This window comes from Syntrophotalea carbinolica DSM 2380 (genome assembly GCF_000012885.1).
GTDB lineage: Bacteria > Desulfobacterota > Desulfuromonadia > Desulfuromonadales > Syntrophotaleaceae > Syntrophotalea > Syntrophotalea carbinolica.
The window spans coordinates 512395-527724 of record NC_007498.2 but is presented as its reverse complement, the minus strand read 5'-3'; the positions used below and the strand labels follow the sequence as shown (position 1 = coordinate 527724).

The 15330-nt window shown below is 54.4% G+C and carries 14 protein-coding genes, 1 tRNA gene and 1 riboswitch; of the genes, 10 read left to right on the top strand and 5 right to left on the bottom strand.

Annotated features, from left to right (window positions below; all coding sequences use genetic code 11):
* Window positions 1–320 precede the first annotated feature (320 nt).
* On the bottom strand, window positions 321–2213 hold the full coding sequence (locus PCAR_RS02840; protein ID WP_011340113.1) for an ATP-binding cassette domain-containing protein: 1893 nt from the start codon (window positions 2211–2213) through the stop codon (window positions 321–323).
* Window positions 2214–2357: 144 nt separating this feature from the next.
* Here PCAR_RS02840 and PCAR_RS02835 point away from each other — a divergent pair, with 144 nt between their 5' ends.
* From PCAR_RS02835 to PCAR_RS19190, 5 genes are all read left to right on the top strand, one after another.
* Window positions 2358–3023, top strand: coding sequence for an arylesterase (locus PCAR_RS02835; protein ID WP_245523308.1), 666 nt, complete (start codon window positions 2358–2360; stop codon window positions 3021–3023).
* A gap of 314 nt (window positions 3024–3337) precedes the next feature.
* A complete protein-coding gene (locus PCAR_RS02830; RefSeq protein ID WP_011340111.1) occupies window positions 3338–5800 on the top strand; it encodes an FAD-dependent oxidoreductase in 2463 nt (820 codons plus the stop codon).
* A gap of 263 nt (window positions 5801–6063) precedes the next feature.
* Window positions 6064–7332: an OmpP1/FadL family transporter gene (locus PCAR_RS02825; protein ID WP_011340110.1), complete on the top strand. Its 1269-nt coding sequence runs from the start codon at window positions 6064–6066 to the stop codon at window positions 7330–7332.
* Between the two features lie 125 nt (window positions 7333–7457).
* Entirely contained in the window at window positions 7458–7925 is a 468-nt protein-coding gene (locus PCAR_RS02820) for a thioredoxin family protein (RefSeq protein WP_011340109.1), read from the top strand.
* Window positions 7900–8508, top strand: a complete 609-nt coding sequence (locus PCAR_RS19190) for a thioredoxin fold domain-containing protein (RefSeq protein WP_041531226.1) — start codon at window positions 7900–7902, stop codon at window positions 8506–8508. The genes PCAR_RS02820 and PCAR_RS19190 overlap by 26 nt, the downstream gene beginning before the upstream one ends.
* A gap of 413 nt (window positions 8509–8921) precedes the next feature.
* Here the strand turns inward: PCAR_RS19190 and PCAR_RS02810 are convergent, their stop codons facing one another.
* Entirely contained in the window at window positions 8922–9932 is a 1011-nt protein-coding gene (locus PCAR_RS02810) for a haloacid dehalogenase-like hydrolase (protein WP_011340107.1), read from the bottom strand.
* Between the two features lie 79 nt (window positions 9933–10011).
* Window positions 10012–10359: a DsrE family protein gene (locus tag PCAR_RS02805; RefSeq protein ID WP_011340106.1), complete on the bottom strand. Its 348-nt coding sequence runs from the start codon at window positions 10357–10359 to the stop codon at window positions 10012–10014.
* Between the two features lie 279 nt (window positions 10360–10638).
* Between PCAR_RS02805 and PCAR_RS02800 the strand changes: the two genes are divergently transcribed.
* Together PCAR_RS02800 and metX are read left to right on the top strand one after the other, a co-directional pair.
* Window positions 10639–11103 carry an RrF2 family transcriptional regulator gene (locus PCAR_RS02800; protein WP_011340105.1) on the top strand — a complete coding sequence of 155 codons (465 nt, stop codon included), beginning with the start codon at window positions 10639–10641 and terminating at the stop codon, window positions 11101–11103.
* A gap of 160 nt (window positions 11104–11263) precedes the next feature.
* Window positions 11264–11373: riboswitch (SAM riboswitch) on the top strand.
* Window positions 11374–11469: 96 nt separating this feature from the next.
* Window positions 11470–12588 (top strand): homoserine O-acetyltransferase MetX, encoded by a 1119-nt coding sequence (metX, locus tag PCAR_RS02795; RefSeq protein WP_011340104.1) that lies wholly within the window; start codon window positions 11470–11472, stop codon window positions 12586–12588.
* 98 nt (window positions 12589–12686) lie between these two features.
* Here the strand turns inward: metX and PCAR_RS18550 are convergent, their stop codons facing one another.
* The gene (locus PCAR_RS18550; RefSeq protein WP_148204383.1) at window positions 12687–12872 is read right to left on the bottom strand and encodes a hypothetical protein; all 186 of its coding nucleotides are present in this window, start codon (window positions 12870–12872) and stop codon (window positions 12687–12689) included.
* A gap of 135 nt (window positions 12873–13007) precedes the next feature.
* On the opposite strand from PCAR_RS18550, the gene PCAR_RS02790 reads away from it, so the two are divergent.
* Window positions 13008–13084, top strand: a tRNA-Met gene (locus PCAR_RS02790).
* A 112-nt stretch (window positions 13085–13196) separates the two neighbouring features.
* A complete protein-coding gene (locus PCAR_RS02785; RefSeq protein WP_041531225.1) occupies window positions 13197–13583 on the top strand; it encodes a hypothetical protein in 387 nt (128 codons plus the stop codon).
* A 195-nt stretch (window positions 13584–13778) separates the two neighbouring features.
* On the opposite strand, the gene PCAR_RS02780 is transcribed toward PCAR_RS02785, so the two are convergent.
* Window positions 13779–14996 (bottom strand): DNA cytosine methyltransferase, encoded by a 1218-nt coding sequence (locus PCAR_RS02780; RefSeq protein ID WP_011340102.1) that lies wholly within the window; start codon window positions 14994–14996, stop codon window positions 13779–13781.
* Between the two features lie 128 nt (window positions 14997–15124).
* On the opposite strand from PCAR_RS02780, the gene PCAR_RS19185 reads away from it, so the two are divergent.
* Window positions 15125–15319: a helix-turn-helix domain-containing protein gene (locus PCAR_RS19185; protein ID WP_425358610.1), complete on the top strand. Its 195-nt coding sequence runs from the start codon at window positions 15125–15127 to the stop codon at window positions 15317–15319.
* The last annotated feature ends 11 nt before the right edge of the window (window positions 15320–15330 follow it).

Below are 15330 nucleotides of genomic sequence, written 5' to 3'. Positions count from 1 at the left end.
CAACAACACCGAAGACGCCCCTAACGCCAAACAACGCTCAAAAGCGGTTTTGACGCCGAACCATCGCAAGAGGGAAAGCCGCCGGAAAACCGCCGCCGGATTCACTCGTTAAAAAGCGAACGACTTGCGCTACCCCTCGCAACCAAGTCGCCCCACGCCAGTGGCAGGCCTTTTTGCTTATTTTTTTGGCCTTGGAAAAAAGTAAGGCGCCGTGCGGGGGCGCGACCCCGCGGTATTGGGGTGCGGGGTGAGATCCCGCGGTGTTGGTCTTAAAGTATCGAGTACCGGCTGCTGAGCAGCGAGTCTTCACGATAAAAACCTTACTCCGCCAACGCCTCCAATTCCTCCCAACGCACAAAACACTCCGCCAACTCCTCCTCAAGACACGTCATACGATCGCGCACCGCGGACACAGCATCGCCCTGCTCCTTGTAAAAAGCAGGATCCGCCAGCTTCTCGTGCAGATCGGCCTGCTCGGTCTCCAACGCCTCGATGCGCAACGGCAATCCCTCAAGCTCGCGTCGCTCCTTGAAACTCAATTTGCGCGGCCGTGAACGCTCCGGCTTACTTTTGGCCGGCTTGGCCGGCTTGGCCGCCACCGGTTCCGGTTCCGGTTCCGGCACAGGCCGCTGCCGCAGCCAGTCCTGGTAGCCGCCGACATAGTCGACAAAACGGCCCTCGCCCTCGTACACCAGGGTACCCGTCACCACCCGGTCGAGAAACGCCCGGTCATGGCTGACCAGCAACACCGTGCCGGAGAATTCGGCCAGCAACTCTTCCAGCAGCTCCAGGGTCTCCAGATCCAGATCGTTGGTCGGTTCATCCAACACCAGAACATTGGCTTCCCGGGTGAATAACTTGGCCAGCAGCAGGCGATGACGCTCTCCGCCGGACAGAATGCGCACCGGCGTACGGGCCCGATCCGGGGTGAACAGAAAATCCTGCAGATACCCGTAAACATGCCGCGGGGTGCCACCCACCAGCACCGTGTCCTGGTCGCCGGACAAGTTCTGCTGCACGGTGGCATCCGGATCGAGTTGCTCGCGCAACTGATCGAAGTAGAGCACTTCGAGATTGGTGCCGAGACGCAGTTGCCCCTGCTGCGGCGCCAGCTGACCGAGAATCAGCTTGAGCAGAGTCGATTTGCCGACCCCGTTCGGCCCGATAATACCGACCCGGTCGCCGCGCATGATGGTGGTGGTCAGATCCTTGACCACCGGTTTGTCGCCATAGCCGAAACAGACTCCCTCCAGTTCCGCCACCAGTTTACCGCTACGGCTGGCCTCCTGCAGTTGCAGGCGGGACTTGCCGGTCCGGTTGCGGCGTTGCAGACGTTCTTCACGCATGCGCTGCAACTCGCGCACACGCCCCATATTGCGGGTGCGGCGCGCCTTGATGCCCTGGCGTATCCAGACTTCCTCCTGGGCCAGTTTGCGGTCGAAGCGCTGCCACTGCTGCTCCTCGGCATGCAGCGTCTCCTCCCGCCGGCGCAAAAAGGTAGGATAATCGCAGGCAAAATCGAACAGATGACCACGATCGAGTTCAACCGTGCGGGTCGCCAGAGCTTTGAGAAACTCGCGGTCATGGGTAACGAACAGCAAGGTCAGCGACGAACGCAACAAGAAACTTTCCAGCCAATCGATGGTATCGATATCGAGATGGTTGGTCGGCTCGTCCAGCAACAGCACATCAGGCTCGCCGACCAGGGCGCGGGCCAGCAGCACCCGGCGCTTGACGCCGCCGGAAAGATCGCACACCGGCACATCGCCATCCAGATGCAGGTGAGACAGAACCTGCCCCACCAACTGCTCCAGCGGCCATCCCCCGGACGCCTCCAGAGACTGCTGACTCTCGAGCAATGCCTGCAACCGACTTTCGTCGCCGTCCCGAACCAGCCGGGCAAGGCGATGGTAGCGCAGAAGGTCCTGCCCAACCGGCCCGAGCCCACATAGAACTTCCTCGTAAACGGTGCCGGTCAGATCCGCGGGCACATCCTGCGGCAGGCTGGCGATCCGTACCCCCTGGCGGCACACCACGGCACCGCTATCCGGTTTCAATTCACCCGCAATGAGGCGCAACAAGGTCGATTTGCCGCATCCGTTACGCCCCAGCAATCCGACGCGATCGCCGCGCTCTACATGCAGGCTGACATCTTCGAACAACGCCGGGCCGCCAAAAGCCAGGCTGACATTCTGTAAACTCAACAAAGCCATTTTGGTAATGATCTCTCTTCCTGATTGCTTCATCTTGCCGAAACAGGATTATGGCAGATATGCCACTTTTAGGAAAGCCCCGGGGCGCGGTTGCTCCTTGACAAGACATGGCCGCGCGTCGATAAATGGAAAGAGAGATTTCCGATGAATGATGCCGCGCCGGCGGCAGAAAGGTTTGCCATGCCTACCGTTCGAAGAATCGCCCCATGGTCTGTTGCCCTGATCGGAGTGGCCCTGGCGATGCTGGCAGCAGGATGTCGCGACCGGACACCACGCCTACAGCCGCTGCCGGCCCAAGCCGTCATCCTGGCCTTTGGCGACAGTATCACCGCCGGCAACGGCGCACCGGGGGATGCCAGTTACCCTGCAAAATTACAAGAGCTTACGGGGTGGCAAACCATCAATGCCGGCGTCCCCGGTGAAATCAGCGCCGAAGGAGCCAGGCGGCTACCCGGAGTGCTGCGACGTTACCACCCCGACCTGGTGGTGTTGTGCCACGGCGGCAACGACCTGCTGCGCCGCATGGCCAGCCAGACCACCGTCACCCACCTGGCTACCATGATCGAAACCATCCGGCATAGCGGCGCTCAGGTGGTATTGCTCAGCGTGCCAAGGCCGGGCATCCTGCCCCGGCCGGCCGATTTTTATCAACAGGTCGCCGAGCAGTACCGGGTGCCCCTGGAAAACGAGGCCCTGACCGAAATCCTGCGCGACAACGCGCTCAAGAGCGACCTTATTCATCCCAATGCCGACGGCTACCGAAAATTGGCCGAAGCCGTTGCCGCCATGTTGAAACGCAGCGGCGCCTGATCAGCCCCCGAATGACAAAACGACCTTTTTCAGACAGATGCGTACGCATTCACCACAACCTATGCCGGCACCCGGATTCATGCACCACACCATGTCATCGATCATGACCATCCATTAAAGCAACAATTCCCGGGTGCCCCTTTATCTACCTCCCCCCTTCAGCGCAAACCCCACCCTGCAAAATAAGTTACTTTTAACAAAAATAGGGGTTGCACTATATATGCTTTTCCATATATTGTAATTCTTGAATCCTAAAGACAGACTTCCATCTGATGAATACACGACCCATTTAACACCCTTATCTGGAGGCAGTAATGGCAAAATATCTGATAGTGGGTGGCGTTGCCGCAGGCATGTCCGCGGCGGCCCGCCTCAGACGTCTGGACGAAACGGCCCAAATCACCGTATTTGAAAGAGGGGAGTATGTTTCTTACGCGAACTGCGGCCTGCCCTATTACATCGGCGATGAGATAAAGGAACGGGAACGGCTCGTTGTCCAAACCCCTGAAGCGCTCAGGGAGCTGATGGACATCGAAGTACGCACCAGCAACGAGGTGCTGGCCATTGACCCCGCGGCCCAAAGCCTCAAGGCCAAGGATCTCAAGACCGGCCGTGAATACGAGGAGACCTACGACAAGCTGCTGCTCGCACCCGGCGGCTCGCCGGTGAAACCGCCCATTCCCGGCAGCGACCATCCGGCCATTCATACCCTCTGGACCATCCCCGATACCGACACCATCCGCGCCATGGTCGACGGGGGCAAGGTCAAAAAAGCCCTGGTCGTGGGTGCCGGCTTCATCGGCCTGGAGATGGCGGAAAACCTCAAGTACCGCGATATCGACGTGACGGTTGTGGAAATGGCCAAACAGGCCATGAACGTCGTCGATTTCGAGATGGCCTCCATGGTGCACCGCGAAGTGGCCATGCACGGCGTCGACCTGCAACTGGAGGATGGCGTCAGCGAATTCACCCCCGGAGCCAACGGCGGCGTGGTGGCCAAGCTTTCCAGCGGCAAAACCATCGAAGCGGATCTCGTTCTGCTTTCCATCGGGGTCAAACCGAACACCGCGTTTTTGGCGGATTCCGGCATTGAGCTGGGCAAGCGCGGCCACATTCTGGTGGATGACAGCCTCAAAACCAACCAGAAAGATATTTTCGCCGCGGGCGACGTCATCGAAGTGCTGCACCCCTTAACCCGGAAGCAGACGGCCATCCCGCTGGCCGGTCCGGCCAACAAGCAGGGCCGCATTGCCGCCGACAACATGCACGGCGCAAAGCCCCGCACCTATAACGGCACCATGGGGACCGCCATCGCCAAGATTTTCGATCTCACCATCGGCATGACCGGCGCCTCGGAAAAGCTCTGCCTGTCCCACGACATTCCCTTCGATTCGGTGATCATCCATCCCAACGACTACGCCGGTTACTATCCCGGCGCCATGAAGATGTGCCTCAAGCTTCTCTACTCGCCTGAAACCCGCAAGGTGCTCGGCGCCCAGGGCACCGGCTACAGCGGCGTCGACAAACGTATCGACGTCATCGCCACCGCCATCAAGGCAGACATGACCGTGGACGACCTGACCGAGATCGAACACGCCTACGCGCCGCCCTACTCGTCGGCCAAAGACCCGGTCAACATGGCCGGCTTCGTCGCTCAGAACGTCCTTGAGGGCTTGATCAAAACCGTCAAATGGACCGACATCGAGACCAATCCCGCAGAGTACTTCCTGCTCGACGTGCGGACTCCGGCGGAATGCGCCAGCGGCGTCATGCCCGGCTCGGTCAACATCCCGCAGGCCGAACTGCGCAACCGGCTCGACGAAGTCCCCCGCGATAAAAAAGTCGTCCTTTACTGCCGCGTCGGGCTTATCGCCTACCAGGCAGCGCGGGTACTGGCCGGCAAAGGCTTTGACAATGTCTACAACCTGTCCGGCGGCTACGAAACCTGGAATGTATCGGTAACCAGACACAAGGCGGTAAAGACCACGCCCACACAACAGACAGAACACAAGGTTATTCCCATGACGCAACCGAGCAATGCGACCCCCTCCAAAATCGTCGAAGTCAACGCCTGCGGGCTGCAGTGCCCCGGACCGGTCATGCGGTTGAAGAAGGAAATGGATGTCCTGCAGCCGGGCGAGGCGCTGTCGATTACCGCCAGCGATCCCGGTTTTATGAACGATGCCCCGGCCTGGGCACGCAGTACCGGCAACGTGGTACGCGACATTTCGGTGCAAAAAGGCATCGTCAAAGCGGTGATCGAAAAAGCGGGCCAGGCACCCGAAGCGGTCCCTGTAGCCGCCGGCAACGACAAAACCATCATCGTCTTTTCGGGCAACCTGGACAAGGTCATTGCCAGCTTCATCATCGCCAACGGCGCCCTGGCCATGGGCCGCAAGGTAACCCTGTTCTTCACCTTCTGGGGACTTAACGCCCTGCGCAAGCCGAGCAAGGTGAAGGGCCTGCGCAAAAACATCATCGAAAAGGCCTTCGGCTGGATGATGCCTCGCGGCTCCGTCAAACTGCCCCTGTCCAACATGAACATGGGCGGCATGGGCAGCAAGATGATCCGCGGCATCATGAAACACCACAATGTCCCGGCCCTCGAGGAAATGATCGAAATGGCCATCCAGGGCGGCGTCAACATCGTAGCCTGCCAGATGTCCATGGATCTGATGGGCATCCGCAAGGAAGAGCTCATCGACGGCGTTCAAAGCGGCGGGGTTGCCGCCTATCTCGAAGCTTCGGAAAGCTCGGACAACAACTTGTTTATTTAACATCATGCCGGGTGAACCCTTTGAGTTCACCCGGCTATTTATAACGAATGGTAACCCAACCAGCAGAGAGAAGACCGCCGCTTGTGCACATCGAAAGATGTTCTACAACCAGCTCAGAGATAACAACTGGAGAACAACAGGCTACGTATTTCAGGTCGAACAAGCTCGTTCGGGGATAGAAGCGAGAGGTCCACAAGCTCTGGACTAGCAGAATGCCTCTGTTAGGCTGGAGTTATCCATATCTAAAAGTGATGGGGGAGGGTATGAAAAAGAGGGTTCTTCCGGGTTTGATCGCCGTGACGTTGATGCTCTTTACGCCGCTGACCGGCTGGGCAACCAACGGCATGAACATGATCGGAACGGGCGCGGTTTCCGCCGGCATGGGCGGGGCGGATGTGGCGGTTCCTGCGGGTTGCACAGCCATAGCGGGTAATCCGGCACAGCTGGCGACAACATGTAATCGCGTCATTTCCGTAGGCGGCGCGTTGATGTTTCCCGACATGGAAGACGCACCTGCCGGCGGAAGCAACGTAGACAACGAATTTCAGGTCTTTCCGGTGCCATTCATCGGTTACGCCCAACGCCTCGGGACCAGCCGCTGGTCCGCAGGGGTCGGCATCTTCGCGCAGGGCGGCATGGGTGTCGATTTCAAAGACGTTGAAGTCAATACGGCCTACTACCCGGGCATGAAGGACGATCTCATGTCCGAGGTCGGATTCGTCAGATTTTCACCCACCGTGGCGTATAACGTCAGCGACAGATTGACCATGGGGGCAAGCTTGTTTGCAGGCTATGCCACCATCAAATACGACTTTTTTCCCAACACCATCGGGCACAAGGTGAAAGACCTGAGCAGCTTCACCTTCTCCGGTCGCTTCGGCCTCAGCTACCAGATCAACGACCAATGGTCGGTGGGCGCTACGTACACATCCGAAAGCTCCATCGATTTTGACGACGGCGAACTCACACAGAATTTCGGCCCCATGGGCAAGGTAAAATACGATGACGTCAAAATGGACGGTTTCACCTGGCCGCGACAGGTCGAAATCGGCGCAGCCTACCGGGCCACTCCCAAACTGCTGCTGGCTCTGGATCTGAGCTGGATCAACTGGAGCTCCGCCATCAAAACCGTTACGGTTACGGCCAGCGACCCAAACGGCCCCGTGCCGCCGGGCTATGAAAAGTTAAAGGTTCCCTTTGAGATGGACTGGGACGACCAATTCGTGGTGGCCATCGGAGCGGAGTACGAATTGACCGAATCCTTCACCGTCCGCGCCGGTTACAACTACGGCAACACTCCGGTCACCAATGTCAATCTGAGCCCGATCTTCCCGGCCCTTGTCGAACACCACGCCACTGTGGGATGTACCTACACCTGGAAGCAGTGGGACTTCGATTTCGCTTATGAGCACGCCTTTACCAACACCGAAACCAACGACGGGGACGCCAACCCGATGACGAATCCGTTCTACGGTTCCGAAGTGTCCCATACCATGGATACCTTCAGTTTTATGGTAAGCTACCGTTTCTAAGAGATCTGGAGCGTGTCGGTCCCGGGGCTTTTGACGGGGCCGACACGGCCCGGATTATTCATGGAGTGATCCGGTTCAACCATCAATTGCGCGCCACCTCAAACCGTGCATAAAGTGAGGAGACCATGAAAGGTATCAAGCTCATACTTGTCGCCCTGACAGCTTTTGTTACGCTGGCAACCTTTACGGCTCCGGTCACGGCCGCCGAACATGGCGTGCATTGGCTGACCTATGAACAGGGGTTGAAAAAACAGAAGGAGCTTCAAAAGCCCATGCTGCTGCTTTTCCATCTGCCGTATTGCTACCGGTGCAAGGAAATGGAGCGCAAGGTTTACCAGGACCCAGAAGTCATAAGTTTCGTCAATCAACATTTTATTCCCGTCGAAGTCGATTTGGACAAAGAGAAGCCAACAGCCAAGCTGTTCGAGGTCGATTACACGCCCACCCATATCTTTATCGCTCCCGACGGATCTGCGGTGTTGCGGGAAAAAGATGTGATAGCGAAATCACAATTTGAACGCATGCTGGAATTTGTGGCGGAGCAAAAATATAAGACCATGAATTTCGATGCTTACGAAAAGTGTCGGCCCTGATCCCATGAACACCATCTATTCCGAAAAAAGCGCGACTTTTTTGGAGAGAGGCCTGATAATGCCGACTCGGTCGGGGTGCCTCCTTAAAAACCTTCTTCTTCGTTTACGCACCGACCGGACGGGAAGATGGCTTTGTTTACTCCCGGTCTGCATCGCTTTAGCGGTCTATTTGGCGCTGGTATGTCCGTCATGTCTATACGCTTCCGGCCAATTGAATGGTCTGGATTATGAAACCGCGCTACAAAAAGGCAAAGATGCCCAACGGCCCCTGCTCGTCTTTTTTACCACCCCCTGGTGCTACCAATGCACAGAGATGAAACGCAAGGTTTTTCAGAACAAGGATATTATCTCTATCCTGAACGAGCGGTTTTTCCTGGTGGAAGTCGATATCAGTAAAAATACAAAGCTAAAAGAAGACTTTCGGATCTACTACACGCCCACCACCGTGTTTCTGGATATTCACGGCAAACCGATAATGGAGGAAAAAGGATATATACCCACGAAACGATTTCGGAAACTTTTACGGTATGTAAGCAACGGGTATTACAAAACGATCGCTTTTTCCGATTTTGAAAAAAAATAGATCTCTAAAAGCGCTCTCTTTTCATTCACAAGACTCAAAAACCCGGAAGAGACAACACCGACACGCAAAAAAGGCAGGCCACTTGAATGAAGTGGCCTGCCTTTTCTCCCAACCTGCAGGCGCCTATGACCTCGGCAATATGGTTACCGGTTCGGTATAAAATCCTTGCGCACGGCAGCGTCCTTTTTGGCTAGGATTTTCGGTTGGCGCCTCGGTTCTAACCTTTAAGGGGACTGCCGTGCCTAATGAAAAAAACGGGAACCTTTTATGTTATCCTGAAAAGTCTGTGAATCTTGTGATTTTCTTCGCGGTTCTACAGCTTAAGTAAACCCGGCGAACAGGTAGAGAAAAGAGATACCCGATTTTCAACCTGCACCTTAGGGTAAGGTTTACCCCCTCACCAACACGGGCTTTTACAACCCGGAGTCAAAAGCAAATATCTTTTCGAAGTCGTCACGCATACTGATGGAAAGAATATCGGCACCGGCTTGCTCCCGGCAAAGAGCGGCATCAGAGCCTGTCGGCCCCGGATAGGCAAATTCCCGACCGGCATCATCGTGGTTCAGAAGCAAGCGGAGGGTTTCTGGGTATTTCGCGGCATGAGTAACGGCAAGCATTCCGCAGTCGCCTTTGCTGTTACCGATGGCAAGAATCGGATACTGACCGATCCTGTAAAGGATATTCAGAGCTTTGCCCTTTCGCAGATTGACCGGCTCCAGCTCCCGTGCCAGACGATAGTAAACCGGCTTACCATCCGCAAAATCCACATCCAGAGCGACCAGAGTACCGATAAACCGGGCCGGCGGCAGCCCGGCCAGTTCCGGCCGTTCGGCACAAAGAACACGAACCAGAGTCTGATCCGATCCCGAAACGACATAAACGACAAAATCGTTTTGAATCAAATAATGGACCAATTGCAGCATCGGATCATAAAAAAGTTCGCGATAGGGGCGCTTGTATCGTGGATGACGCTCCCCGCGAACCATGGTTTGCATTTTGCTCTGCAGGACTCCTTCTTCAAAACCGGCACCTGAAAGACCGAAAAAGAGTTCAAAATGTTTTTTTCGCATTTGCCGCAGGCCATCACGGCGCGCCGCCTCAAAAGGCTCCCGCCCCTGCAACTGCGGAGCGGAAGCCCATTCCCTCAGCAGGTTTTCGGCAAACAGCATCCCCACGGAAGTGGGCCGTTCGCATACCAGGGTTCCGTCCATGTCAATAGTAACGATGCGGTCCTGCGGAGGGACATAAGCGGCATCGTTTGGATCGGTCACCCGCTGGACAAAATCCAGAACAGCTTTTTTAGCCGGCCGATCCTGCCACAGAGACAGGGAATCATCACATACAACCTGTCTGGCCTGCCCGGATAAGGGTAAGAATAAGAGCAGACCTGCTATCAACAACCCGCAAAAACATCTATATTTCACGTCCCCTCCAATGTGGACACCATCGAAACAGCCGAAAAACGGACAGGTTCCGGGCAAGATTTCCTAACCGCTCATCCCGTCAAAAAGTAATGATGCGATAACCGTCCAGCAAGCAATCGGCCAGTGCCACGTGACCGGACATCTCCCCCTTTATCGGTAATCCCTGTTGTTCGGCTGCCGCAAGACTCTCCATCTTCACCGCACAGGCACGGCAAACCGCCCAGATCAACCCTGCATCGCGGACCTTCGCATAAAGCCCGGCAAAGGGATGGGCGGGCTCGGCCAGTTCGGCGATCTGTCGAACGGAACTTCCTTCTATAATAACCCGCACCTCAAGCCCTTTTTCCCGCATATCGAGGGCATTGAGCAGAACATGTACAAAACACATCGTTTCACCATTGAAACCGACCAACGCAACTTTGGACATCGTTTATCTCCTTGGTTAAATAGGCTTCAAGAGCACCTGAAAGATCTTGAATCGGCGTTATATCTGCACAAAACAGGGCTCATTCCAATTCGTGCACCCGATGAACTGGATCTCATCATAAGACATCAGACCTGAACGTTCCAGACATTTTAAACAGTTAGCCATGGAGCAACGCTAATCCCGTATACATATTTTTACGGTGAAACGATTTGTCATTGACAAAGACTGCCACAAAAGGTTATTCGTAACCTTTAAAGTCATGTTTTCAGGGATATTGAAGTGATCATAACCAGAGCAACCGAATACGCCATACGCGCCGTATTATTCATGGCCACCCAGCCACGCGGCGAAACCGTTTTAAAGAAAGACATCTGCCGGGAGCAGGAAATCACGCCCGCCTTTCTTACCAAGATCCTCCAACCCCTCATCAAGCAGGGTATCGTTGGATCCCATCGTGGTATCGGCGGGGGATTTTATCTGGCCAAGGATCCTGCCGACATAACCCTGCTCGATGTCATTAAAGCCGAGGAAGGCCCCATATATCTCAACCTCTGCCTGGCAGAAGAAACCAATTGCAACCGGGAACCTACGTGTCCGGTCAACCGGGTCTGGCGCGAAGCACGCACGCAGTTGCTGGCGGTTCTGGATCGCTACAGCTTTGCAGACCTCTGCCGCATGGGTGCGGAAGCACAAAATGCCATTATCTGCGGTGCCACTGAACAGAAAGATTCTTCGTCCCGGTAGCCGTGTCCACATATTGTACCCCGTTCTGCCCCCGCAGGGCGCCGGCTTTGCACCCCATGACCCACCGGCTCGTGCCATTCACAGAGAATGTTTGACTTTTCTCCGTGGCTCCTTTAAAGTTTCGTACACATACTGACATAAATATAATAATTTAATACTGTCTTTATCGAGAGTGGTGGAGGGATAGGCCCTGTGAAACCACAGCAACCGATTCGCCGGCGCGAATGTCAGGTGCTAATTCCTACCCCTTCAACAGGGGAGAGATGAGGATGGAGCCGCAAGCAGCAGGATAAACAAGTGATCCTCATGGCCCCTCCCCATCCCCGGGTTGGGGCCATTTTACATCTAAGGGAAGGCTTGTTGATCTTGGAACCATCAGTAGGGATCGTCAAAACCCGGCATATCGATTTCAATGGCGACCTGCGTCTGGAAAGCGGCCGTTTGCTCGCCGCCCCCATCACCCTGGCCTATGAAACCTACGGTCAACTCAACGCCGATCGATCCAACGGCATCCTGGTAACTCACGCCTGGACCGGCGACGCCCACGCCGCCGGACGACATACGCCCGAAGATCGCAAACCCGGCTGGTGGGACGACATGATCGGCCCCGGCAAGGTCCTCGACACCAACCGATATTTTGTTATCTGCAGCAACGTGATCGGCTCCTGCGGCGGCTCCACCGGACCGACCAGTATCAATCCGCGCACCGGACGCCCCTACAACCTGAGTTTTCCGGTCATCATGGTTCGGGACATGGTCCGCGCCCAAAAACGCCTCATCGACCACCTTGACCTGCCAAGCCTGGTCACCGTTATCGGCGGCAGCATGGGAGCCATGCAGGCCCTGGAATGGGGGGTTCTGTTTCCGGATACGGTACGATCCATTATCCCCATCGCCGGCACGGGGCGCACCTCACCCATGGCCATCGCCCTCAACGCCCTGGCGCGTCAGGCGATCTTCAACGATCCCATGTGGAAAAAAGGCAACTATCGTCCCGAGCACCCTCCCGCGGACGGATTGGCCCTCGGTCGCGCCATCGGCCATATATCGTTTCTGTCCAACGCTTCCATGCACCTTAAATTCGGACGGCGCTTTTCCGCCCGGGACGGCATGTTCGACTTTTTCGGCCAATTCGAGGTCGAACGTTATCTCGAGTACAATGGTCGCGCCTTCATCGATCGTTTCGACACCAACGCCTTTTTATACCTGGCCAAGGCCCTCGATCTTTACGATGTTGCCTGGAACTACGACAGCCGGGAACAGGCGCTGGATCGCATCCAATGCCCGTCGCTGTGGTTCACCTTTTCCTCCGACTGGCTCTATCCGCCCCAAGAAGCGGAAGACATCGTCAATATTCTGCAGAAGTTGGGAAAGCCGGCCGAATACCACCCGATCCAGTCCGATTACGGACACGACTCGTTCCTGGTGGAACCGGAAAAGTTCACCCATCACATCACGGAATTCCTGAACCGCCTCACCGTATAAGCGATATCGGCTGCACAGTCACTGCTGACCCGTTTTGTCTTCGAATGATGATGGAGAAAGGACAGGGAATCGCACGAGCCGAAAAACCGGCGCGGGGATTATTTGCGGGGACGGCCAAACAGATCGAGCTGAGCGAAGCGATAGTCCTTGACCTTGAAGGGGCGCGGCATGAATCGGGGACAGCTGATCAGAAGGGTGCCTTCCGGCTGCCGGCAGGCACGCAGGCAACGGGCGCAAAGGCGATTATAGGCTTGTTTGGAAGCTGGTTTACGCAACGGATACATCCTCTTAAGTGGAATTGAAACCATTCTATCAGCACTGCGAGCAAGCGGCAACCGAACAAAAAGCGCTGATTGTAAAATTTTCTGCCACACAGGGTTGACAATCGTCAAATCATTGTGTATCTTCACACAGCTTGACGCGGGGTGGAGCAGCTTGGTAGCTCGTCGGGCTCATAACCCGAAGGTCGGAGGTTCAAATCCTCCCCCCGCTACCAAATAAACAAAAGGACTTGCCAGAAGGCAGGTCCTTTTTTATTTGCGCCTGTACCCTAGATTGTACCCTGGCAGATCAAAGGGGGCTTGCCCAACCAGTTATGGAGGGTAAGCATGGCAAGTCTCAAGAAACGCGGAAAAACTTATTACGCTCAGTACTACATCGGCACCAAACAAAAGCGGGTCAGCCTGGGAACCGACTCACTACAGGTCGCCAAGGAGAAAATCCGTCAGATCGAATCGGCCCTGGTGCGCGGCACCGATATCCCCCTTCCTACCAAAACACCCACCTCCAAAGTAGTCAACGCCTATTGCGATTACCTGTTGACCGTCAAAACGGCCCGTAATGCCCAGAGGATTTCTATTACCTGCGAGAAACCTTTGGTCCTGTCTGTCCGGCCCTGGTTCTTAAAAATGAACGCATCAGCGCCAAGTGTAAAAAACGTAAGAGCAAGGATAACCCAACCTATAGAAAACAGGTTGGGTTGCTTAGTGTACTAAAGATCAGGATATCTAAAATTGAAGTCAACAAAATAAGGATTAACAACCAAAACAAAGTAACTCTCACAAGAATAATAAAGAAACAGCCACGGAGCTATGGTTTTTTCAAAAGATAAAATAAAAGCGCCCCCAGCAGTACTGCCAGAGGCGCTTTGATCATAATAAGCTAGTTATTAGCGCTGCCCAGAGAAGAATTTATGCTGTTGCTACGATGGCTTGTGGTCCTCGACCTGTTCCAGGATGTGCCTTGTGGTCACCTTGAAGAGGCAAGTATTTCGGTGGCACTGGATGGATAACCTCTCTTTTAAATTTGTTATTATTTGTTTTTTGAAGCAATCTCAAGGGATTTGAGATCTTGCCGTTAAAAAACTGTCGTCTTATTTCTCTTCCCAAGACCTCTCCAATCAAGCTTGGCACAGCATTTCCTAGTTGGCGTTGGATTTCGGTGAGGCTACCTAATACCTCATAGGTATCAGGAAATGTTTGTAGTCGGCACATTTCCCGAGGCGATAGTCTTCTGCTTTTCCAATGAAAAGGCCCAATAGCACTTCCGGGTTGCGCCTGTATGGTCCACGACGGTCTACTTTTAGAGAGTTTTAGCAAAAAACTCCAGTACCTTGTTCTCCATCCAAATAAAGGTAGTCCCTCTCCCCTGTCTGTGTGGTGGAGATAATTGCTCCCCTCGGGGATGCTTGGAAGTAGGTCTCCCCACTTTCCCTTTACTTTAAGGTTTTCGTGCTCTAGTTCGTCTAAATCACCAATCGCATCCCAGGAAGTTAGCCATGGACTGAGAGGAAATAAGCTTTCCGAAATACTTTCTGGGTTTTGATGCGTTGGCTCGGGGAACTGAAACTCTTTGCCGTCCCTTGACCCAACAATAAAAACACGTTCACGCACCTGCGGGACGCCATAATTTGCGGCGTTAAGGACTCCTAGGCTGAAAGTGTATTTGGTCCCTTTCTCGCGGTTTATTTCATTTACTATTCTTCGAAGCAATTGTATTGCTTCGTCTTTCCCCTTGTATGTTATGCCAAAAACATTTTCCATCAGGAATGCTTTTGGAGTTAGATCTTTGAGGACTCGAAGGTAGGCGGTAAGAGTGTCCGCTCTCGGATCATCCAAGCGTTTTGTATCACCTTTTACCCAGTATGCGGCTTTTGAAAAGGGTTGGCAGGGAGGGCCTCCTATGAGTAGCGATGCTTCTCCAGAATTAAAGCCTCCAATTTCACTGAGTGTTGCACAAGAAACATTGTGGATGTCTTCCTCTATAGGATTCCAGTTGGGCCTATTGTGGCAAAGAGTTTGGCAGGCCCACTTGTCGATTTCCACGGCCACCGTTGTTTCAAAACCTGCAGCCTCAAGTCCAAGGTCGAGGCCGCCAGCCCCCGTATATAAGCTAATTGTCTTGAGCATTAATGAAATTTCCTGTAATTTAGCAGGTTGAATGTGGCATTAAGCAGAGTGCCCCATTAGTAACTGAATGGTACATTAACAAAATTGTATTGAGAATACAAGTGATAAAAGTAAAGCTACGTCAGGCCATGCAGGCTTTTTCTGGAAAAACAGGCGAAAAGGTGACCTATAACGAGATAGCCGAGAAAACAGGACTATCGAAGTCGACCCTAGAGGCCATTGGATCACGCCAAGATTACAATACTACTCTTGCTACCATCAATTCGTTGTGCAAGTTTTTTGAGTGCGATGTCTCCGACTTGCTGGAATACACTAAAGAGTAGATGCCTTCTTT